Origin of the sequence: Gordonia rhizosphera NBRC 16068, from assembly GCF_000298195.1 — a bacterium.
Lineage (GTDB): Bacteria > Actinomycetota > Actinomycetes > Mycobacteriales > Mycobacteriaceae > Gordonia > Gordonia rhizosphera.
The window spans coordinates 1-21691 of the sequence record NZ_BAHC01000222.1 but is presented as its reverse complement, the minus strand read 5'-3'; the positions used below and the strand labels follow the sequence as shown (position 1 = coordinate 21691).

Genomic DNA, 21691 nt, shown 5'->3' with positions numbered 1-21691 from the left:
GATCGTGGCCGCCGCCCAGGCCGGTATCGCGGCCTCGGCGTTGTCACCGGGGGAGTTGACGATCTATCCGACCCGCGCCTATAACCCGGAGTTGACCAGCGATCTCGAACGGATCTCGGGCACCGAGGACAGCGACGAGTTGCGGTGGACCGGTGCCGGCCCGATCACCGCATCCGAGGGGTGGGATTGCTACCGGCACAACGGATTCTGTTCGGTGTCGTGGGAGATGGGTACCCCCCCGGCGGGGCAGGTGCCGTCGGACACGCTGCTGCCGCTGCTCGCACCACGCGCGGATCTGCCGCGCAAACGGGTGGCGATCATCTACCGGGTGCATTCGGCCGCGGACGCGGTCAAGCTCGTCGACAACGACTTCCGGGAAGCGCTGGCGGCCGAGCAGTCCAAGAAGGGTGTGGTGTCGGCGGCGGCGTCGTTGCGGGTGCACAACACCAACGCCGCCCGCTCCGAGCAGGCCCGCGGTGCCGGGCTGACCCGGTTCGGGATGCTGGTCACCGCGACCGTGCCCGCCGGCTCCGACCTGCCGACCGTGCGTTCGGAGATCGAGGCGATGGGCGATGCGGCGCGCATCGGATTGCGCCGCTGCTGGGGCTATCAGGCCGCGGCGTTCGCCGGGTCCCTCGGGATGGGCACGATCCTGCCCGAATACGCGTCGATCAGCGGAAAGCTCGGCGGATGAGCGCCCCGACGGGGACGACGTCTGACCGCGTCGAGGAGACCACCGACCTCACCGTCACCGACACCGCCGACCAGAGGTTCGTGCGGGTGGCCGGGGTGCGGCTGCGCACGCAGGCCGGGATGGCCCGGCTGCGCGAACAGATGGCGCTACCCGGACGCAAGGGCACAAGGGCGCACCGGGAGATGCGGCGCGAGCAGCATCGCCGCGAGATCGCGATCGACCGGCTCATCGAGTCCGAGGGCTGGGACAAACCCCTGCCCGCCCGCACGGTGCGCGGCTTCGGCGGGCCGGGTGGGGGGCGGATGGCCTCGGTCGCACGGCTGCCGGAGTGGCGGGCGACGACCACCCAAACCGCCGGATTGTCGCCGTATTGCATCGGGGCGGCCGCGCCGATGCTGGGCACCCCGGTCGGGGCGCACCTGTTCACCGGTGAGGATGTCGGGTTCGACCCGCTGGCCTGGATGAACGCCGGCATGATCACCGCGCCGATCTTGTTCGTGCTGGCGCTCAACGGGTTCGGCAAGAGCTCGTTGGTGCGGCGCATCGCGACCGGCACGATCGCCGCAGGGCACACTGTGCTGTTCATGGGTGATGTGAAACCCGACTACGTCGGCCTCACCCGCGCGGTGGGCGGCCAGGTCATCGACGCCGGGCCGGGTGCGTCCACGATCAACCCGCTGGCCGTCGGGGCGCTCGGCTCGATCATCCCGACCCTGATCGACGCCGGCCGCGAGGACCTGGCCCGCTATGTGCGTGACCAGGTGCACTCCCGGCAGGTGCAGGCGGTGACCGCGTTGATTCAACTCGGCCGCGGCAGTGTCGTCGCCGATTTCGAAGAAACCCTCATCTCGGCGATCCTGCTGCACCTGTATCGGCCGACCGGCCAGGGTGGGGGAGGATTCACCCACCACCACCCGCCGCTGCTGTGTGACATGTACGGCGCGCTGGATGAGTCCCCGCCCGACCTGTGGGCGGCGGCCGGCGCCGATGACCGCGACCAGTTCCGTGACATCACCCGCCGACTGCGCCAAGCATTGAAAGCGATCGTGGACGGCCCGCTCGGGGAGGTGTTCAACCACCAGTCCACGGTGCCGATCGACGTCGATGCCCCCGCGGTCTGTGTCGACGTGTCCAAGATCCCGGACGGGCAATCCAAGCTGAAAGCGGCGATCCTGCTGACCTGCTGGTCGGATGGGTTCGGTGCGGTCGAGGCCGCCCACACCCTGGCCGATGCCGGGCTGTCGGCGCCACGCCAGTTTCTGGTGGTGATGGACGAGCTGTGGCAGGTGCTCGCCGAACCGGGGATGGTCGACAAGGTCAACGCGCTCACCCGACTCAACCGGCAGATCGGGACCGCGCTGATCCTGATCACCCACACCATCAAGGACCTCGCCTCCTTCGAGTCCCAGGCCGATGTGCACAAGGCGCTGGGGTTCATCGAACGCGCCCGCGCGAAGATCATCGGCCCGGTCGGCCCCGACGAACTCGAACGCCTGTCGGGGGTGATGTCGTTCACCGGCACCGAGAAACGGCTGATCACCTCGTGGTCGACCACGCCGCCCCCGACGGCGGCGACGATCAAGAAGATCACCTCGGGGCAGCGTCAATCACCTCCGGGCACGGGATGTTTCCTGCTCAAGGTCGGCGAAGACGACCGGCCCGGTATCCCGTTCCGGCTCACCTTCACCCCGGCCGAAGCCTCCTCCGGTGTCCACGACACCAACCAGCGGTTCTCGCTGCGCACCGCCACCGGCCAGGCGCAGCGATGAAGAAGGGGGAGGTCGCCGACGACGCGGTCAAAGAGCTCGCCGTCGGTGCCGCCGATCAGCTGATCGGCGGCGGGATCAGCCGCAGTCAGGCCTTCGGCACGGTCGGCGCGAACATCGGTGTGCACGCGCACACGGTGCGTAACTGGTGGCGCGCCGCCCATCCCGAACTGACCTTGTCCGCCGACGACCGGGTGGCGCTGGCCGAACTGCACACCACACTCGCCGTCCTCACCGAACTCAACGCACAGCTGACCACCCGGCTGCGCCGCCGCACCGACACCGCCACACCGAAACATCCGGGCCCTAACCGATGAACGAAGAAGCGACAGGTGCAGCCGGCACGACGATCGCCATGGCGGCCGGCGCGATGATCCTGGCGACGATCACGCTGGTCGCGGTGCTGTCCGGGTCCGGGGTGACCGACTGCGCAGCGGCCACCACCAACGCCTACGGAATGGGGGTGGCCGACGCGAACGGCGCGACCCTGGCCGGCCTGAACAACCAACAGCTCACACTGGCCGCCAACGGGGTCGCGATCGGCACACAGCGCGGCGAGACCGAGTCGGTGATCCTGGCCCAGTCGATGGCCATGGCCACCGAGTCGACCTACCGCAACCTGTCCAACACCAACGTGCCCGAATCGGCGAGTTTCCCCAACGACGGGGCAGGCTCCGACCACGACTCGGTGGGCCCGCACCAGATCCGGGTGTCGATGCACGGCGGCGGCGACCTCACCAAGCTGATGGACCCGGTGTGGCAGATCAACTGGTTCTACGACACCGCCGACACCATCGGCGGCCACGACACAATGGACCCCGCAGCCCTGGCCCAGGCCGTCGAACGCTCCGGCCCCGACGCGTATGCCACCACCCGCACGCTGGCCGAAAAGGTCATCGCCGCCGTCACGCCACGCCTGGGTGACCTCGCCGCCGGGTCGACGTCCGGCGGCGGTGGCGGCGGTTCGTGTGAGGCTCCCGGCGCCGATACCGGACCGCTCGAGGGCAGCTTCGGTCAGCGCGTCATACAGGCGGCGATGCGCTGGATCGGCACCCCCTACGCCTGGGGCGGCGGCAACAAAAATGGCCCCACCAAAGGTATTTCGGACGGCGGCGGTGCCGGCGACGCACACGGCGACTACAACAAGGTCGGCTTCGACTGCTCCGGACTCACCCTCTACGCGGTATATCAAGCATCCGGCGGCACGATCGAACTCGGCCACTACACCGGCAACCAGGCCGGCGACCCACGCGGACAGGTCATTCCGCTCGATCAGAAACAGCCCGGCGACCTCATCTACTTCGGCTCCTCCGCCGAAGGGTCCCATCATGTCGGCATCTACTACGGCACCCGCGACGGCCGCGACATGCTCCTCAACGCCCCCCAATCCGGGCAGACCGTGTCGGTCATGCCGTTGTCGGGATGGAACGGCGAAGGAATGTTCGTCCGACGCTTCGGCGCCGGCATCGACCCCACACCCACACCACCGGCGCCGACCAACCAATGAGCGTCCTCAACGAAAGGGCCAGTCTGTGAGCACATCTGACCGTCACAGCACATGCTGTGCCATGCCCCGCCGCCTCGCGGCCGCGATCGTGGCCGGCGCCGCGATCGTGGCTCTCGCGTCGTGCTCGGCGAGTGGCGAGACCACCAACTCGGTGAGCACCCCGCCGGCGCTCTCGGCCGGCGTGCCAGCCCCGCGGACCGGGATGGAGCCCGGCCCGACCAGCCAGCCGCGGGCGTGCCCGACCGGGCAGGTGTGCACGGCCGAGCAGGTGATGGTGGCCGCTCTCGAGGAGGTCTTCAGCTACCGCGGCACCGACCGCGATCCGGCGGCCGCGGCCGCCGACCGGGCTGCCGAGCTGCTCACCCCCACCTACCGGGCCGCGGCCGCGGGGTCGTGGTCGATGCTCGCCGCGATCACCGGTTCGCAGTGGGCGCAGTGGACAGCCAGCGGCGCGACCGTCGTCGCGTCCGCCCGGCTGCTCTCCGATGAACATCCCCCCGATACCGCCGCCACCACCGCCCGGGTGGCGCGCGTGACCCAGACCGTGACCCCGACCGCCGACCAGCTCGCCCCGATGACCGTGTGGGTCGTGGCGGTGGCCGGCGGGCCGAGCGGATGGCAGCTCGACACCATCACCACCCAGCAGTAGCAAGCCCACTCGCACCACTGAACCGAAGCCCCGAGCACCACCCGTAGGAAAGGAACTGCGATGAGCCGCACGAAGAAGACCAGAAACGACAGCCAGGACTGGGACACCGCCCGAGATGCGGTGCGCGACAACGCGACCGAGTTGTCGGCGATGACCAGTCACCTCGACCTGCTCGAGTGGGCCAAAGCCCACGGCATCGACACCGGATCACTGTTCGCGAAATTCAAAGCCGAGCTGCGCAAACAGCTCCACATCGACTACGACGCGGTACGTCAACGCACCTGTGATGCCCGCTGGGAGCAGATGCGCCAGCACGCCCGCAGCGTGGCGCAGATCGTGCTGTACGCGGCCGGCGACGGCGAGGTGGCGTCGTTCGCGGTGTGCTCGGCCGACGGCGAGGACCCGTGGTACGGCGATTTCCACGACAACGACAACGTCGCCGCCGACGACCAGGACGCCGCCGACATCGCCGCCGCACGCAAAGCGATCTACCTCGCCGGCCAGGCCCGCACGCTCGCGCAGCTGGACGTGATCGGGTTGCGGCTGGTGGTGTCCAACCATCGGGTCACCACCGACACGGTGCAGCGCGACTGCCTGCGCCACGACGTGTTCGTGAGCATCGACGTCGTCGACGACGACGAGGACAACCCCGCCCTGCAGGTGTGCCGGCTGCCCGGGTTCCGCGGCTGGCGTGACGTGTCGCTGACCGACCTGCTCACCGCCGCCGATCACCGCAGCGAGGTCCGGTGATGGCCGGCACACCCGGAAAGGCCGCCGAACCGACCCGCGGCGGACCGGAATGGCTGATGATCGCCGCCGTCGGCGTCCTCGCCGTCGGCGCCACCGCAGTGTGGGCGGCGTTGCGGTTGGCGGGCGGTCAGACAGTGTCGGCAAACCCGGTCGCGACGTCGATCGAGCTGGCCACCGGGACTCTGCGGTGGTCGACCGCGGCCACCGTGTGGCTGGCACTGATGGGCACCGCACTGGCCGTCGTGGCCGGTATCGGGGTGCGGTGGTGGTCTGGTCACCGCGCTCGGCGCAGCCGCGTGGACACCGCACAGCGGCATCTGGGCAACGGCACAGACATCGCCTCGGTGACCGCGAAAGCGGTGGCCGCCAAAGCCGTCTCGCTCGGGGTGACCGACACCGCCGCGCCGGCCGCGTTCACCACGATGATCGGTGTGCCGCTGGGCCGCACGCTGGCCGGGACACCGGTGTACGGGTCGTGGGAAGACATGCACCTCGACATCTGGGGGCCGCGGCAGGGTAAGTCGACCTCGCGGATCATCCCGGCGATCTGCGAAGCGCCCGGCGCGGCGCTGGCCACCGAGAACAAGCGCGGCAACCTCGACCACACCCGGCTGGTGCGCGAGTTCCGCGACGAGCACGGCACCCCGACCCGCCACGTGTGGGTGTTCGACCCCCAGGGCGTGGCCAACGAGGAACCGTGGTGGTTCTGGAATCCGCTGAGCTATGTCACCGACGAAACCCAGGCTGAAGAGCTCGCCCAGCTCTTCGGTGCCGGCGAGGACGGCCAGGACGCCAAAAGGGACCCCTACTTCGATCCCGAAGGCGAAGACCTCCTCGCGAATCTCATCCTGGCCTCGGCACTGGCGGGTGAACCGATCACCACCGTCTATGAGCGGCTCGTGGTGCGCGACCGCGGCCACGAGGCGGTGGCGGTGCTCGACGAGCACGACTACCCGCTGATCGCCCGGGCGCTCAACGCGCGCCTGAACTATGCCGCCAAGCAGGCCGACGGCATCTGGGGGACCGCCATCAAGATGGCCAAATGCTTGCGTGGACGCACCGTGCGGGCGTGGGTGGCACGCACCGGGCCCGACGATGACCGGCCCGAGCTCGACCTCGCCGGCTACATACGGCGCGGCGAAACCTTGTATTGCCTGTCCCGCGAGGGCGTCGGGTCGGTCGGCCCGCTGGTGGCTGCGCTCACCATGGCGGCCACCAAAACCGCCGAAGCGATCGCGACCGCCTCACCGGGTGGCCGGTTGCCGGTGCCGATGCTGTGCGCACTCGATGAAGCAGCCAATGTGGTGCGCTGGCCCGATTTGCCGAAGCTGTATTCGCACTTCGGGTCTCGTGGCATCATCATCATGACGATCCTGCAGTCGTGGTCCCAGGGCATCGGTGTGTTCGGCGAACGCCCGATGAAGTTGCTCGAGTCGTCGTCGAACATCTACATCTACGGCGGCAACGTCCGCGAATCGGCCTACCTCGAACAGCTCGCGAAACTCGCCGGTCAGTACTACCGCACCGCGCGCAACATCTCCGACTCCACCGGCCGCGGCGGCGGTGGGAGTCGATCGGTGTCTGTGCACACCACGCTGGAAAACATTTTCACCGCCCGCGATCTCGCGTCGTGGCCGCGGGGTCGGCTGCTGTTGTTCTCGGCCGGCAACCCGCCGACGATCCTGCAGACCGTGCCGTGGTGGGACAAGCCCTACGCCGACGTCATCCGACAGTCGCTGTCGGAGTACAGCCCCGACACCACACCCCCGTCGACGGCCGAGGATGCATCCGATGACGAGTCGGCCGCCTAGCACAGCCGCTGACCCGATCACGCGACACGCGACGGGAGGACATGTCCATGAGTAGTGAGCTGTTCGCCGACGAGGATTTCGACGACGATGACGACGATTTCGACGACGATGACGACGAGGGCACCGACACCGACGAGGAACACGAACCGCAGCCCGAGTTCGGGTCGGTGTATGAGTTCGTCGACACGCACCTGGTGAGGATCTACGCCCGCAAGGTCACCCATAAACAAGACCGGCGGTGGTGTCCGCGGTGGTTCGAACATCCCGAAGCGGTGTCGCGCCTGGAAGCGCTGTGGCGGGCCTACGAAGCGCTACGGCTGGACCCCGCGACCGGGATGAGTACGTGGTGGCGCGACCACGCGGACTACCACATGAAGATGCTGATGGCCCCCGACGGGCCGTTCGAAGCGTGCTCGGCCGACCAGGGCCACAGCGACCGCACCCCCACAGAGCTTCCGACCGACGACGTCGTCGAGCAGCAGCTGCTCGCGGCGATGAGCATTCACGCCCCCGCCCTCACCAGCTGACAGGGAGAACCACCGATGTCTGAGCACGAACAAGAATCCCGCGAACTCGAACAGAACATGGAACGCGCACTGGCCGTGGCGATTGCGCACAGCTCCTCGCTGATCCAGTCCTGGGCGCAGCTCGCCGCCAAACGCGCCGCCCGCCGCAGCCAGCACGGCCACGACCACGCTGCGATGCCGTCCGGGGACATCGCCGAACACATCGCCCACTCCGCGTACGCAGTGCAGCAACGCGCGCGCGGCGACCTCGCGGTCGGCCGCCACGACGCGCACTTCTGGCGCCAGGCCAGCCCAGAAGAACTCCTCGACAAGATCCGCACCGACTATCGCATCGACCCCACGCGGCTCGGCCACCGTGAACACGACCGGGCATGGGCCGAACGCGCGAAAGGCGACGAGGTGCTGGGATTGCTCGCTGTCGCCGGCCGCTACGCCGACGAGAGTGCGGTGGCCGCCGGTGTGCGTGACAACCTCGCCGACCTGATCGCCGACTACGGGCTGGACCCCGACGAGCTGATGCACATGACCCCAGAGCAGGCCGCTGACCGCTACGTCCAGTCCCGGGCCGAGTACTGGGCACCCGACCAGCCACCCACCATGACCAGCGACGGCCGTGATGCCACCGACCGCGAGGGCGCGCAGGTCGCCGCCCTGCTCAGCAGTGCACAAGCCGCCGACGAACGCGCGATCGACGCCGACCACGACAGCATCACCCACCTGGAGCTCGCTGACACACTCGATGTATCAACCCCCGACGCGGCGGGCTACACCACCGCCGAGCCCACCCGCGCCGAGAGAGTCGCTCAGGCAAGCACGACCCCCGCCGGCCAGGCGGCGGCCCGCGCCGCGCGCGATCACCCCACCAACCCGCGCGCAGCCGCCGCCACCGGTGCGCGTAGCCAACCACGCGCCCGCACCGCGGCGACGATGGGCAGCGACCGCGAACGCGGCCGCGGGATGTGACCCTCCCGGCCCCGGACATGCCCGACCGACCGCCGACACGAACCCGAATCAGCCCCCAACGGGGCAGAAAGGAACACCCACTTGACATCGAACGACCCGACCGATCTGCTCGCCGAGATCGAAGCCTCCGACGCCGCCGAGGCCGAAGCGCTTGCGCAGCGTCAACGTCGCCGCCGCGCAGCGCTCGAACCAGCTGCCCTGCTCGCCGCCGAGATCGCCACCACTCGTGAGGACTTCCTCGCCGAGGATCGCCGGCGACTCGTCGAACTGGCCGACCTGGTCAAGCAAGCCAAGAAGAACGACGCACCCGCCGCCGCGCTCGACCGCCTCGTCTTCACACCGATGACGACACAGCCGCGCACCCGCACCGGTGCGTCCAAGCGGCCACCGCGGCGCACCCCGCCGCCGCCGGCGGCGACGCCGGCTCCCAGCCAGAACGTACCCGCACCGGCGCCCGACGGCAGTCACGACCCCTCAGCAGTGCCGCTGGCAGGCTGAACCCTGACACACAGCGGGCTACGCCCGTAATGATTCGTTCGATGGGCGAAGAGCCACACTTACCGTCCGTGCTCGGGTGCGTCCCGGTCGGCGGTGGTGTGATGCAGTGCCGAGCGCGCCGCGGTCGGAGACTGAGCGGCCGCGGCACTGTGCGCCGGTGCGGGCACGGGTGTGTGGTGCTGGCCGGCGAAGTGGTGTTCGGTGGTGTCGATGGCGGCGCGGATGTGCGCGGTGTGGCGAGTGTGTCCTTGGGCGTCCATCGCGGCGCTGATGGCCTTGCTGGCGGCCAGGACCTGTTTCATCGTGCCCAGCCACAGCAGAGTGGTGTCGTCGCGACTCGCGGCGAGCATGGTTGCGGCGACGCGTTGCGCGGCGGTGCGCGTCCCGGTCTTGGAGCCAGCTTTACGGACTCACGGTGTGTTGAGAGGCATCCAACCGCAGTCGGCAGGGCTGCCCCGGACAGCAGGCTGCCGATCGTTCGTTACGTCCAGTCTCGTGCACGCCACAGTACTGAGGGCAAGGCGCACTGAGCGCTGATCCGGGGGAGTGGCCGTAGTATTTCGTCGCTTTGAACAAGCAACGCCCTCCCGCGCGCCCGCAGATCGTTGCAGCGCCTTCGCGATTCTCGACGACCGCGACCCAATGGCGATCGTCGTGCCGGACCGATCGTGTGCGGGCTCAGCTGGTCCTCGACGATTTGGCTACCAATTCTGCCAAGGCTCGGCTACAACGCGGAGGAGCACACCGACGACAAGCGCGACGATGCTCGCGACGATGACCCAGGTAGCGGCTCCTGAGATGAAGCCCACGACGGCTGCTATTAGGCCCGCTCCGGCGAGCAGTGGGCCAAGAAGATCTGCCCATTCGCGGATCCAAACAACGATAGCGAAAAGGCCGAGCAAAGTAAGGGTGCCGCCGACGATCGCCAGGATAATCAGCACGACATTTTCAGCCATGTTCGAAATAGTAAACCATGGCTATCCCAAGCGCTTCGGAACAGGCAGGATCGGCAAAGTTGCGTGAGCGCGTTCTGACCAGATGTTGCCTGCGATATTAAGGTTGGTTCTTCCCGAATTCATAGTGTATCCGGGTGTTCTTCCACGCCGCCGGAAGCGATCAGAGATCGCAATTTTTAGTGCTGCAAGTTGGCGGATTCCGAAGCCGCAATCCCACGGAGTTGTTCGAGCTGGTCATTGATCGCTTCGGCCGGCCCGCTGGAGGCGTCGGTGTCAAAGTAGGCCAGGCGATCCTGGCTGTTATGGAGGGCAAGGCCAAATCGCCAGGCGAGTTCATGTTAGCCTGGGGCTTCTTTGGCTAGACGGGTGGCGGTGGCGAGGGTCGGCACAAGAGGCTTCGGTTACGAACAGCTTGTTGCGCAGCTGTAGAAGTTGCTGAGCCGACTAACATCGAAGAACCCGTTTAGTCGGGGTTAAATTTGCGGTTGGAGAGCACCCCAATAGTAAGAATCGAAACTCCAACTACCGTGCAGAACGTGAATATAACTCTAATAATAACCTGGAATGAGAGGTGTGCGCCCAGGGCTGACACAAAGACAATCTCGCCAGCATATTTTTCTTCGCCTCTTGCAAAAGATCTTCTGTTTGCGCAAAAACGTCGAATACTTTCGCCGCATTGCCACAGAATGCCGGTCAATCCCTCTTCTGGAGTTGCCGGAACTTCGTATCGCCCTCCAAACCGAACGCGTATCTGTTCGCGATTATGAGCAAGCATCCTCCGGCAAGCGTTAATGTAAACGGAGGATACTGATAACGCGATCACACAAGCGATACCTAGTCCAACAAAGAAACTCGAGAAACAAGGAATAATCAACATCGGCAAAGCACCAAGAAGAACGAGCAATGCCATTCTGGTTGTTTCGTCGGCGGCCTGGTTTAGAACAACAGATCCATCCGTACTGAAGTAACGTGTGCCCCTATTGTAAATCGTCGACCCCGTTCCCAAACAGACAACGTACCGAAGAACAATTGCAGACACAAGCATCAAGATGAACCACGCAGGGCTCACCCTCGCCGGAGCCCACCCCCCAAGAAGACACCAATAGAGGGCGAGGCTAGTGGAGCCGGCGGCGCACAGAGCAGTTAATACATCCAGCGAAGTCGGCCACCGTCTGCACATCAACGTACTATTAATAAGAATTGTTTCAAATGTATCTATGCCTAGAACAAGAACGCCAATTGTAACTAGAATCGTCCAAATCCCCCTATAAGGAACGCCGAGCGCAAGTACAAAAAGGGGGACGATCGACATCGTTGTCGTTAGCGCCGAGATTGCGATGGTGAATCCGCTCGAAGGCTGTCGAGGAGGAGGGGAATCCCTACTGAAGTCCTTCGGATAGCTCATTGCTCGAACTATTTGATAGACACTGCCGAGCAAAACTAGACTCATGGCGGTCGCCAACAAAACAAATTCTTCTCTAGATGGGGGAATTCCGGAACTCCATGTGACACCGTCTTTTAGCTGAACAGTCACAGCAAGAATGGCGCACACACCAGCAATTAGTAGCGGGACAGCGAATATTCGAGCCGACCGTTGGGCTTGAGGCAGTTCAGACGAAATCTTGCCATCCATGCGCGTCATACGCTCTAATTCCACCATTTCTTGCCACTTCGCCTGCCCAAGGTTCGCGGCCGCAGTTGTCGCTACTACTGTCGCGACAACCACGACAATGTCGAGCGTTGATCTAACTTGCTTATCAACTGAAGTTGATACTTGCGCAATACCGCAAATCAGCGTAAATAATGAGCCGACGAAAAGCGGGTAAAACCTGTCAGCACTTGGCACCTTTCTACTCGCTGCTGCGAGCCCGATAAGGATGCCGATATTCAGGACCGTGGCGACTAGGAACACTTTCCAATAGCCTGCTGCCATCTGCGGCCAGGAGAGAATCAAACAAAGAAAATATGTTGCGGAAATCCCAGTTAAGATTACTGGAGGTGTAATCAATAGGTTTCGCCCTCGGCGGTAGTACTCCGGTATCGCTAGACCGAGAAGTGACACCGCAATAATTCCGAGGACTGTTACTCCGGAGAACGAAATTTGGGAGAATATCAGCACTACCGAAATTGTTGCAATCGCCACACCGACGAGCAGCGGTGGAAGGATCATGGTCACTTCTCGGCGTAGGATCAAGATTCCCGCAACAATCACCCCAACAGGGATCGCTGCAAGTAGCCCAACTGTAGACACAGAGGAAGAAGTGCTGAGCGAGGGTGAGGAATCGGAGACAATTGCTGCGATGAATCCAGCCAAGCAAGCCGAAACAATCCCAGCTCCATCACCAGAAATAGTTGCGACTGCCTGGCTTCTCCCACATTCTCGAGCTAGGAATAGAATCTCGCAAGCGAGTCCTGCGAGAAGTCCGCTAATCATTATTAAAAATACACAATGGTACCAACCTATTTTCGAGAAAGTACCAATATCAATAAGCATCCAGTTGAGTCGCGGTTCTGGATCAGCAAGCCACATGTACTGCGATATAAGTCCACCCAATGCGGACAATGTGGCCACTAGCCACGACAGTGGGCGAAGCGAACGACCACCTAAACGCTGGAGCCCACGGATGAGGCCAAAAACAATAATCGGTAAGAGTAGCCCGTCGCCTAGCGTTCCACCGAGATAATCCCACATTCCTGGTAAATCCCCATGGTCTACCAGTAGAGCTGCAACGGCGGTAACGCCGAATCCAAGCGTCCAGACCGCGACTGAGCTAATCGTTGCAGTTGCATACGTACGGACCACAGCTCCCCTTCCTCGGGCTAAGGATCGACGGAAGTGATGTCGCGCTGAAACACATCGACCAGCTGGCAATGTGCATCATTGCCGCCACATACGTTCCAGCTATTTCTACCTATTTCTACCCCGCAGCACAAGGGTTTGCTCGCGTCTTGACTACCGCATCTCCCCGGTGCGAACATGGCGGCCGAAACGTTTCCTGTCCAACCAGATTGCTCGCGCCTAAATGCTAGCGGCTATAGCCTTTGCAAAGTGACCTAAGCTTGATTTATTGTGCGGGAGAGCGAGTATCTCAGTAAAGTTGACCTGATGCTTTAACCTCGATCTTGCGTGGCTTCAGTGCTCCTGGCCTTACGTGTTCGACTACAGCACCGTCAATCAACGGAAGAGCACAGATTGTCCGGACTCACAGAATTCCTCCTTGGCGAGGCGTGTCAGATTCTCGTAGCGCCGGGACGAGGTAGTCCGTACCAGGAGGGGCGTAACTGAAATTTGCCCGCGCCTTTGTCGACGAGCTTCTCGATTACGTTGGCCACGACCTCTTCGGCGAGGTAACTGAAGTGATCGCAGTCGACGACGTTCGGGCTGGGGTGATCACCGTTGGCCGACATGGTGGACACCACGAGATCGTTGTCGTCGCCGTTGAAGGCGCCTCGGCTGACTCCCACCAGGGCATGGAATCCATAGCTGTCTTTTCTTTTCATGGTTTCCTCAGTCAGGTTGCCGCACAGCGCCGCTACCAGTTTCGGTGGAGGCCCAATGAAGTTTGTGCGCCAACCCGGCTCCATCTCTGCGATTCCTTTCGGCACATCCTTCACCAGGAAACCGGCTAGCCTGGTGGCTAGTGAGATCGGGGGGAAGCCGCCGCCGAGTCCGCGGGCTACACCAAGCAGACTTCGATATCCCAATATTGACAGTCCGCCTGCATGGGCGAGGGGCGTGCCTCGAAATGGTGTGCCCAGCGAGATAACTCGGACATCTTCGTGTGCAGTTTTGGCGGCCGCGAGCGTCGCCACGAGACCACCACGGGAATGAGCGATGAGCGTCACTTGCTCAGCGCTAAGTACGTTGAGAAGTTCGACGAGTTCTTGCGCGTTCTGGGCAACAGGCAACCAGGTATCGTGTTCGAACCGTCCAACCGGTGTGTCTTCGCCCAGGATTTTTTTGATGTCTCTGGCCAGCGAGACGCCGCACGCCATTGTGCCGTGCACGACGATGACAATTTTTCCCGTTGCGTCCTGGATGTCGAGGAGATCGGGGCAGCGACGGGCGAACTCGGGATCGTCATTAAGAGCCTTGATGAGCCGTTTTTGTCGGGTGATATCGCGCATGACCTTCTTTGGGTGTGCCTTCGCGTGAAAGATGCGTCCGATGAGCACGCCGCCACGTTCGGTGATCGACCGAGCCGAGGACTTCACCCATTGGCCTGGCCCGGTGATAGCGTCGGTGATGTGGGTGTTTGTTCCAAAATATGTGCGCCACAGAATCATTTGATAGACGTCGCCCTGCCCGTAGGCAGCTAGGGCTTGGTGCGCAGCTGTTTCTTCGGCTAGTTGTTCGATGTCGGTGGGCAGGTAGTCCACTCGGAATTCCTTAGTGCCCGCCGGAAGGACAGCGACACAGCACATGGCGCCGAAGACAACCGCGCCCAGCGGCTCGCCATCGTCGTCGAGTAGCCCGATTTCGGGTAGCAGCAGGCGTTGGTCGTCTCTTCCGATAAAGATGCCTCCACCGCGCGCGAGACCAGCGCGAGTGTCGGCCTCGTCCTCGAGCCGTGCTGTTTGTCTCATTTGCGCCAGAGTTACGGGGTCAGGCGGCCCACCCAGCGGTGACCATGACTCTGGCGATTCGCCCAGCAAATTGCCGAGTTGTGCGTCCTTCAGGATTCTGTCCCACAGCGAATCCGCCAATCCTGCGTCAGACCAATATTTGCGCAAATAGCCGAGGTGTTCGCGTGGCAACTCGTCTTGGCCATCAGTGTTTTTACCGAAGGGTGGAGTGTTGCCGTTGTCGTGCCGTGGTGAACCTGGCACGACAACAAGCGGAACCGCCCGCACGGTCGCATCCTGCCGAATCTCGACCAAAAACATGTCGCCTACTCTCTGGGAGATGCGTCGAATCCACAATGAGAGCCACTTCTCGTACCAAAGCGCACCTAACTATAAGGGTAGGGTGCGAGGTTGATCGATATCCTGAGTTAGGACATTTGCCGGCTCTTCCCGATTCAGAGTGCATCCAGGTGTTCTGCCAGCTGCCCGGCGTGGGTCAGTGACCTCACTGCTGTAGTGCCTGTAGTGCCTGAAGTTCCGGAATCCGAGCGCGATCCCGCGGGGGTGTTCGAGGCGGCCGTTGACGCTTCGACCGGCCCGTTGGAGGCGGCGGTGTCGAAGTAGGCCAGGATCTCGGCACGGCGGGCCCACAACGAGCGGCCGAGCTGGGCGAGTTTGGCCAGACCGGCCGGCAGGCCGGTGTGGATGTGTTTGAGCAGCTTGTCATCGCGATCTTCCGGCACGGCGATTCTCTTGGTCGTCGGCGTCGATGGTAGGTCACCGACACTGCGAGATGCTCGTCATGCGCGATCCCCGGACCGGCTGCGGTGCCCACACGAATCTTGTTAGACGCGTTGACGGCACAGCGTCAACTTCTCCGCCGCCACGTGACGTGGAAGGGATCGATCCATCACCGCACGTGCCTTGTCCAGGGCTTCGGCGGTGGCGGGGCGGCAGCCGGTGAATCCGTCCATGGTGACCACCCGAATCCGATCCCCGAGTGACTGGTCGCGGCCGACGAGCCAGTCGTTGAGGGCCGCTTTCGACCGCCCGGCGACCATGTCCAACAACCGCGCCGACCCTGTTTCCACGTGTGCTCATCCAGGCCTAAGACCCGCACACCGGCAAGACGCTCGGGTGCGGCGGCCAGGAGGCTAACGACCGTGGTCGTGCGTGTCCCGGTCAGAGGGGATGCTGCGCTCCGTTGCCGGTCGCGCAGCGGACCGGACCTGTGCCACATCGCGCGTCGGTGCGGGTGTGTACGGCTGGTCAGCGAAGTGATGTTCGGTGGCGCCGATGGCGGTGCGGATGCGCGCGGCGTGGCGGGTGTGTCCTTGGGCGTCCATGGCGGCGCTGATGGCTTTGCTGGCGGCCAGTACTTGTTTCATCGTGGCCAGCCACAGCAGGGTGGTGTCGTCGCGGCTGGCGGCGAGCATGGTTGCGGCGACGCGTTGCGCGGCGGTGCGTGCCCCGGTCCCGGCCGCATGGGTGGAGCGGCGATGTCCGGCCACGCCGCCGAGTGCGTCGGCGAGCTGGTTGACGCTGGCGGCGTCGCGCGGGTTTAGCCCGCGCGCGGCGGCGCTGAGCGCGGCGGCGGTGTCGCCGGCGGCGGTGTGCCACCCGGTCGACGTCGGGTCGGTGACGGAGGTGACGGTCCGTTCCCAGCGGCGGGCGTGCTGGTGGGCGGTGTGGGCGTGAGCCTGGTCGGCGGCGCTGGCGGCGGTACGGCGTTCGCCGGTGTCGCGGCGGGTGCGTGTCCATGCCGCCGATGCGAGGTGGCGGTGGTTGTCGTCGGTGGGCCACCCCGCGCGGGCACGCAGCTCGCTCAGTGCGAGTCCGTCGCCGAGGTAGCTGGCGTTGCGCCAGATCGGTTTACCGTCGTCGTCACTGACGATGCTCGGGTGAAGCGCCACCACGTAGCCGACGACGCCGGTGGTAGAGCCTGTCGCGAACCGTGGTCGGGCCAGCACGTCGGGGTGGTCGCGCAGCGCGCGGGCGTAGTCGGCTTCGGTCGCCGACGAGCGGGCCAGTTTCACACAGATCGACCGCAAGCGCGCCTGCATCGCGTCCAGGTCGGCCGCCCCGGCGGTGTGTTCACTGTGCGCGCTGGCACCGCGGGTGCTGTCGGTGTCGGGGCCACCGGCCTCTGGCGTGTTTGTGTCGGTGGTCGGTCGGGTTGGTGCGGGGCGGGAGGCACCGCCGAACGGGGGAGCGGCGTCGACGTGATCCCACGCCGCCCGCGCATCCGCGCGCGCCTGGTCGTCGTCGATCCAGCGTTCCCGCAGCCGCGGCAGCGACAAATCTTCGCCGAGTTTCTTGCCGCCGTGCATGATCGGGCGGCCGTACTGGTTGGCGTATTCCTCTGCCGGCAACCCGACACTGAACCCGGTGACCGCCTCGGGATCGGTCGTGTCGTAGCGGGCCGAGCGCAGCACCAGTTCGTCTGTGCGGGCCAGGCGCACGAACTCGGCTTCACTCTCCGCGGCGGCCGCGACCGCCCGCACGCGCCGCGCCAGCGTCACCGACGGCACCTCGGCGATGCGCGGGTCCCGCACGCTGCCATCCGGCGCGCGCTGCGGCTTGGTGGCGGCGTCTTGGGCGTGCGCGCGGCCGCGTGCGGCCATGTTCTTGGTGTAGCTCGACAACACCTCCAGCCCGTAGGTCTGCTCGAGGTCGCGGGCCACGCGTTGGGCGCGCGGGTAGTCGCCCTCGTTGCCGCCGCGCGTGGGGTGTGGCCGCCACTTCGCGACCACCGTGCCGTCATCACGCACCCGCGAGGCGGCGATGTGAATATGGTCGCCGCCGTTCGTGGTGGCGCCGTGATGAATCGCCACCCACCGGGCATCGGCCGCGTCCGGGTCGTCGAACCCCATACCGGTCATGAAGTCGTGCGCGATCGCCGACCACGTCGCCTCATCCAACGCCGCCGCATCCGGCGGCAACGACAACGAGCAGTGCCACACATTCTCATCCCGCGTGGCCTCCGCGATCGCGTCGTACCCCGTCAGGCCGCGTTCCTGAGCGGCCTTCAACGCCGCGGTGTCGCGGCGGGTGACCTCGGTACCGAACACCACCCGCGCCTCATCCAGCACCCGCCCCAACGCCACCGCGTCCTCGCGCGTCATCCTCGCCCCACCACCACCGGCGGCGAACACCTCCCGCGACGAGGCCGCCACCACATGCGGAGTGGTGTGCTCGTTGGCTTTCCCCGGACCGGCCAAATACATCACCAAACCGTGCATCCGCGCACCCGACGAGATCGCCGGCATCATCGGCATCTACACGCCATCCCACTCGTCGACATCCGCGCTCGACACCGTGCGCGCAGGGGCGCCGGTCTCGGCGGCGCCGTCCGGCAACTCGTCACGCTTGGTGCCCGGAAACGACACCGCCCACACCTCACCGAACGCATCCCGCACCCGCTCCGACGCACGTCGCGCCGCCAGCACCGCGGCCGCGAAATCCGCCGGGATCTCACCCTCGGTGTTGGCGTGCCGGGCGATCTGATTCATGTTCACCGCCAACCCCGACAACAGGTTGCGAATCTCGGTGGCCTCCTGCCACGCCGCGACCTTCTCGGCATGATTCACCAGACCGCCGCCCTCCTTCGACAGCGCACGCGTGACCATCAAACGTTGCACGCTCATACCGGCCTCGTCGGCCCGGTTCCGCAACTCCTGGTCCTCCACCGCATTGACCCGCACCACGATGCGCGCATCACGCCCACCCGGATGATTGCGGCGCCGCCGCCGCCCGAACGCGCGCCGCGAGTTGTCCGACTCCGCCATCACGCGCTCCCATCTCTTGATCGTGTCCCGGCCCCTGGCCGGTCTGGCCCAGCGCAGCGACCCCACCCGTGGGGAACCATCGCAGACCGGGGTCTGTGGTCTCACCGTACCGACAGCGCGGGGCGGGGAGCAAGGGTTTAGAGCACCTAAACGATAGCTTGCTCCCGCGAGTCGGGTGCTTTTCGGGGTGAGCGCGTCCGCGCGCGGGGTCGGCGGCGAGTCCACGCGCAGCGTGGCCAGTGTCCGGCGCCGAGGCCGGCGGCCTGCGGTCGCATGGTGCTGACGAAACGTCGGCTGGGGACAAGAGCAGGCAGGTGGCTCGGCGACCTGCCCGGCTCACGGTCGTGCGGCAACACGCGCGAAAACGACGATGCCCTCCCGGCAGTGGGCGGGGACGGCATCGTGTGCGTGCGGGGTCAGCGATGCAAGTCCTCAAGTTGCGTGTCATTTTCTCGGCAACTTGTCATAGGCGTGTCATCGTTCTCACCAAGTTGTCTCATGAGGCACGATGGCGGCATGGCTGACCGGTTCCTTCCGCGACCACATGCGGACATGACCAGTTCGTTGTGAACTACTAGGACAGGGGCCCGCCGTCCGGGTTGACCGGGCCAGTGACCGAAACCCTGAGACCAGGGTCAGACGAGGGAGGCCTTAGGTGAGTGAACCGGTCGGCGAGCAACGCCCGCACGGGGCGGCCGCATTGTCGGATGCGATCGCGTCGTTGCGGAACGAACTGGTGCGCTCGATGTGGCTGAGTGACACCACCTACACAGTCAACGGCACGGACTACCGTCTGGCGTTCAAACCTGCCCCGATCGAGCTGACCCTGGAGGTCGCGCTGACCGTCACCGGTAAAGGCGAAGCCGGGGTGAAGTGGTGGGTGGTCAACGCAACCGCCGGCGGATCGGTCGAACACGCATCGACCCAGACGATCACACTGACCCTCGATCCGAAACTGACCAACCGGGCCACCGGCGAGGCAGTCGAGGTCCTCATCGAGGGCGCCGACACCTCGGGCGACCCCGACAGCCAACTCAAGTCCTGACGCCCAGGCCGCTGTCGTGGAGCCCTCACGCGCCGTCTACCTCACCTACACCCGCAACGGTCAACCGCTCCGCGGGTCCGGGCTCCGCATCGGTGGCACCATCATCCTCACCGCCAACCACTGCACCCACGGCACGGACCATAAAGCCTTTGCCGACGGCCACCGTTCGACCGCGACCGTGGTCTGGCGCAGCGGCAGCACCGATGTGGACATCGCGCTCCTCGACGCACCCGACCTGACGCCGGTCGACCCGCTGCAGTTCGCTGCACTACCCGACACGCACGCCGCCGAAGTGCCCGCACGCGGCCTGGGCTTCCCCAAGTGGAATGACCTCGGCGACCAGCGCCGGCGCACCCAGACCGTCGGCTACGTGCCCACCGGCGAGGGACCCGACGCACTCACGACGGGCACAATGTGGCTGGCGGCCTACCGCATACCCGACCCGCCCGTCGGAGCGCCACCAATCCAAGCCGGCGACCAAGACGAAACACGATGGGCGGGATTTTCCGGCACTGTGCTCGTCACCCGAACCGGCGACCAGGTACTCGGCGTGGTCCGCGGGCACATGCCGGACGCCGGTGTCGGCACGCTGGTCTTCACCCCCATCCAGGCCGTAGCCACCCTCGACCCGGATACCGCCACCGAGTTCTGCCACCGTCTGTCGATCAGCACCCCACCGGCCTGGGCTGCGGTCACCGACACCGCCACCCCAGTCACACGAAAGTCGGTGGGCCGCATTCCCGTCGCGCCACCCGGATTCGTCGACCGACCCGAAACTACCGAACTGATCAACACTCTCACCAGCACCCGGGTCAGTGTCCTCAGTGCTTTGCTCGGCATGCGTGGGGTAGGGAAGTCCCAGCTCGCCGGCGCGGTAGCCCGTTACTGCATCGACCAACGCTGGCCTCTGGTCGGATGGGTCGATGCCGCCACCGAGCAGACCACAATCACCGACCTCGCCGCGATCGCCGCCGAACTCGACGTCAGCGACCCCGACGGTGACCCACAACGCTCCGCCAAGCGTCTGCGCGATCACCTCACCACCCGGCCCGGCACCAGCCTGCTCGTCTTCGACAACGGCACCAACCCCGACCACCTACGCACCTACCTGCCCGCGTCCGGGACCTGCCGAGTGCTCATCACCACCACCCACACAGCCTTCGAACACCTCGGCACCGTCGTCGAGTTGGACGCCTACAGCCGCCAACAGTCCATCGACTACCTGACCGAACGCACCCGCCTTGACGATCCCGACGGGGCGGATGCCCTCGCCGACGACCTCGGTGACCTGCCTTTGGCGCTGGCTGCAGCCGCCGCCGTCATCACCCGCCGCCAGTACAGCTACACCACCTATCGCAAACACCTGGCCGACTACCCACTCGACCAATCGTTGCGCCGCATCCAGGGCCACGACTACCCCCACTCCACCGCCGAAGCACTGTCCTTGACCCTAGACACACTCGACGCACCCGCCCACCGGCTCGCCACCATTATCGCGCTGCTGGCCCCTGACGGCGTCGAACACCGCATCCTGCACCACCTCACCCACAGCACCGACGACGCTGATCCGGTGTTCACCGACCTCGAGCTCGACGACGCGCTCGACGACCTCGTCGGCCTGTCGCTGCTCACCCGCAGCACCGACAACACCCTCACCCTGCACCGGCTCACCGCCCGCATCATCCGCGAACGCGCAACACCCGCCCAGCTCACCGACGCAGGCACCCACGCCGCCCACGCCCTGGAACAGAGCCGTATTCCCGACACCGACACATGGGTACACCGCACCCTCGGTGCCCGACTCACCACCCACGTCGACACTCTCTGGCACCACCTCGACACCACCACCAACACCCCACTCATCGTTCGGCTCCTCAGCCTGCGCGACTGGGCACTGAATAATCGCACCGACAGCGCAGACCTGACATGGGCCATCACCCTCGGAACCACCCTGGTCACCGACCGCGACCGCATCCTCGGCACCGACCACCCCGACACCCTGATCACCCGCAACAACCTCGCCGGCGCCTACGACTCAGCCGGACGCCTCGACGACGCCATCACCCTCTACGAACACACCCTCACCGACAGCGTCCACATCCTCGGCCCCGACCACCCCCACACGCTGACCTTCCGCAACAACCTCGCCTACGCCTACCACCAGGCCGGAC

The 21691-nt window shown here is 65.4% G+C and carries 19 protein-coding genes and 1 pseudogene; 13 read left to right on the top strand and 7 right to left on the bottom strand.

The window, feature by feature from the left end:
• The 10 genes from GORHZ_RS26675 to GORHZ_RS26630 all read left to right on the top strand — a co-directional run.
• Positions 1 to 694: SCO6880 family protein (locus GORHZ_RS26675; RefSeq protein WP_006338708.1), on the top strand; the 694-nt coding region annotated here is incomplete at its 5' end.
• The gene (locus tag GORHZ_RS26670) at positions 691 to 2463 is read left to right on the top strand and encodes a putative type IV secretion/conjugal transfer ATPase (protein ID WP_006338706.1); all 1773 of its coding nucleotides are present in this window, start codon (positions 691 to 693) and stop codon (positions 2461 to 2463) included. The genes GORHZ_RS26675 and GORHZ_RS26670, both read left to right, overlap by 4 nt.
• On the top strand, positions 2460 to 2777 hold the full coding sequence (locus GORHZ_RS26665) for a hypothetical protein (protein WP_006338704.1): 318 nt from the start codon (positions 2460 to 2462) through the stop codon (positions 2775 to 2777). The genes GORHZ_RS26670 and GORHZ_RS26665 overlap by 4 nt, the downstream gene beginning before the upstream one ends.
• Entirely contained in the window at positions 2774 to 3967 is a 1194-nt protein-coding gene (locus GORHZ_RS26660; RefSeq protein WP_006338702.1) for a C40 family peptidase, read from the top strand. Before GORHZ_RS26665 ends, GORHZ_RS26660 begins: the two co-directional genes overlap by 4 nt.
• A gap of 61 nt (positions 3968 to 4028) precedes the next feature.
• The gene (locus GORHZ_RS29785) at positions 4029 to 4616 is read left to right on the top strand and encodes a hypothetical protein (protein ID WP_006338700.1); all 588 of its coding nucleotides are present in this window, start codon (positions 4029 to 4031) and stop codon (positions 4614 to 4616) included.
• A 60-nt stretch (positions 4617 to 4676) separates the two neighbouring features.
• The gene (locus tag GORHZ_RS26650; protein WP_006338699.1) at positions 4677 to 5366 is read left to right on the top strand and encodes a hypothetical protein; all 690 of its coding nucleotides are present in this window, start codon (positions 4677 to 4679) and stop codon (positions 5364 to 5366) included.
• Positions 5366 to 7177 carry a TraM recognition domain-containing protein gene (locus GORHZ_RS26645; protein WP_006338697.1) on the top strand — a complete coding sequence of 604 codons (1812 nt, stop codon included), beginning with the start codon at positions 5366 to 5368 and terminating at the stop codon, positions 7175 to 7177. The genes GORHZ_RS26650 and GORHZ_RS26645 overlap by 1 nt, the downstream gene beginning before the upstream one ends.
• Before the next feature lie 47 nt (positions 7178 to 7224).
• Entirely contained in the window at positions 7225 to 7704 is a 480-nt protein-coding gene (locus GORHZ_RS26640) for a DUF4913 domain-containing protein (RefSeq protein ID WP_006338689.1), read from the top strand.
• Positions 7705 to 7719: 15 nt separating this feature from the next.
• Positions 7720 to 8667: a hypothetical protein gene (locus GORHZ_RS26635; RefSeq protein WP_006338682.1), complete on the top strand. Its 948-nt coding sequence runs from the start codon at positions 7720 to 7722 to the stop codon at positions 8665 to 8667.
• A gap of 81 nt (positions 8668 to 8748) precedes the next feature.
• Complete coding sequence (locus GORHZ_RS26630) at positions 8749 to 9165, top strand: hypothetical protein (protein WP_006338681.1); 417 nt, start codon at positions 8749 to 8751, stop codon at positions 9163 to 9165.
• 59 nt (positions 9166 to 9224) lie between these two features.
• Here GORHZ_RS26630 and GORHZ_RS26625 read toward each other — a convergent pair whose 3' ends face one another.
• Positions 9225 to 9515, bottom strand: coding sequence for a hypothetical protein (locus tag GORHZ_RS26625; protein WP_006338680.1), 291 nt, complete (start codon positions 9513 to 9515; stop codon positions 9225 to 9227).
• A 351-nt stretch (positions 9516 to 9866) separates the two neighbouring features.
• The gene (locus GORHZ_RS26620; protein ID WP_006338679.1) at positions 9867 to 10121 is read right to left on the bottom strand and encodes a hypothetical protein; all 255 of its coding nucleotides are present in this window, start codon (positions 10119 to 10121) and stop codon (positions 9867 to 9869) included.
• Between the two features lie 134 nt (positions 10122 to 10255).
• On the opposite strand from GORHZ_RS26620, the gene GORHZ_RS26615 reads away from it, so the two are divergent.
• Positions 10256 to 10483 carry a Holliday junction ATP-dependent DNA helicase RuvA gene (locus tag GORHZ_RS26615; protein ID WP_040533685.1) on the top strand — a complete coding sequence of 76 codons (228 nt, stop codon included), beginning with the start codon at positions 10256 to 10258 and terminating at the stop codon, positions 10481 to 10483.
• Positions 10484 to 10584: 101 nt separating this feature from the next.
• On the opposite strand, the gene GORHZ_RS31875 is transcribed toward GORHZ_RS26615, so the two are convergent.
• The 5 genes and pseudogenes from GORHZ_RS31875 to GORHZ_RS26595 form a co-directional block, all read right to left on the bottom strand.
• The gene (locus GORHZ_RS31875; RefSeq protein WP_245551525.1) at positions 10585 to 12924 is read right to left on the bottom strand and encodes a hypothetical protein; all 2340 of its coding nucleotides are present in this window, start codon (positions 12922 to 12924) and stop codon (positions 10585 to 10587) included.
• A gap of 428 nt (positions 12925 to 13352) precedes the next feature.
• On the bottom strand, positions 13353 to 15008 hold the full coding sequence (locus tag GORHZ_RS32030; RefSeq protein ID WP_006338678.1) for an esterase/lipase family protein: 1656 nt from the start codon (positions 15006 to 15008) through the stop codon (positions 13353 to 13355).
• Positions 15009 to 15142: 134 nt separating this feature from the next.
• A pseudogene (locus GORHZ_RS32360) lies at positions 15143 to 15825 on the bottom strand (ISL3 family transposase); the annotation flags it as partial.
• Between the two features lie 16 nt (positions 15826 to 15841).
• A complete protein-coding gene (locus tag GORHZ_RS26600; RefSeq protein WP_006338675.1) occupies positions 15842 to 17965 on the bottom strand; it encodes a relaxase/mobilization nuclease domain-containing protein in 2124 nt (707 codons plus the stop codon).
• Positions 17966 to 18475, bottom strand: a complete 510-nt coding sequence (locus GORHZ_RS26595; RefSeq protein WP_006338674.1) for a plasmid mobilization protein — start codon at positions 18473 to 18475, stop codon at positions 17966 to 17968.
• Between the two features lie 655 nt (positions 18476 to 19130).
• Here GORHZ_RS26595 and GORHZ_RS26590 point away from each other — a divergent pair.
• Positions 19131 to 19520 (top strand): trypco2 family protein, encoded by a 390-nt coding sequence (locus tag GORHZ_RS26590; RefSeq protein ID WP_006338672.1) that lies wholly within the window; start codon positions 19131 to 19133, stop codon positions 19518 to 19520.
• Between the two features lie 16 nt (positions 19521 to 19536).
• On the top strand, positions 19537 to 21691 hold a 2155-nt coding region (locus GORHZ_RS32025; protein ID WP_006338665.1), incomplete at its 3' end, for a tetratricopeptide repeat protein.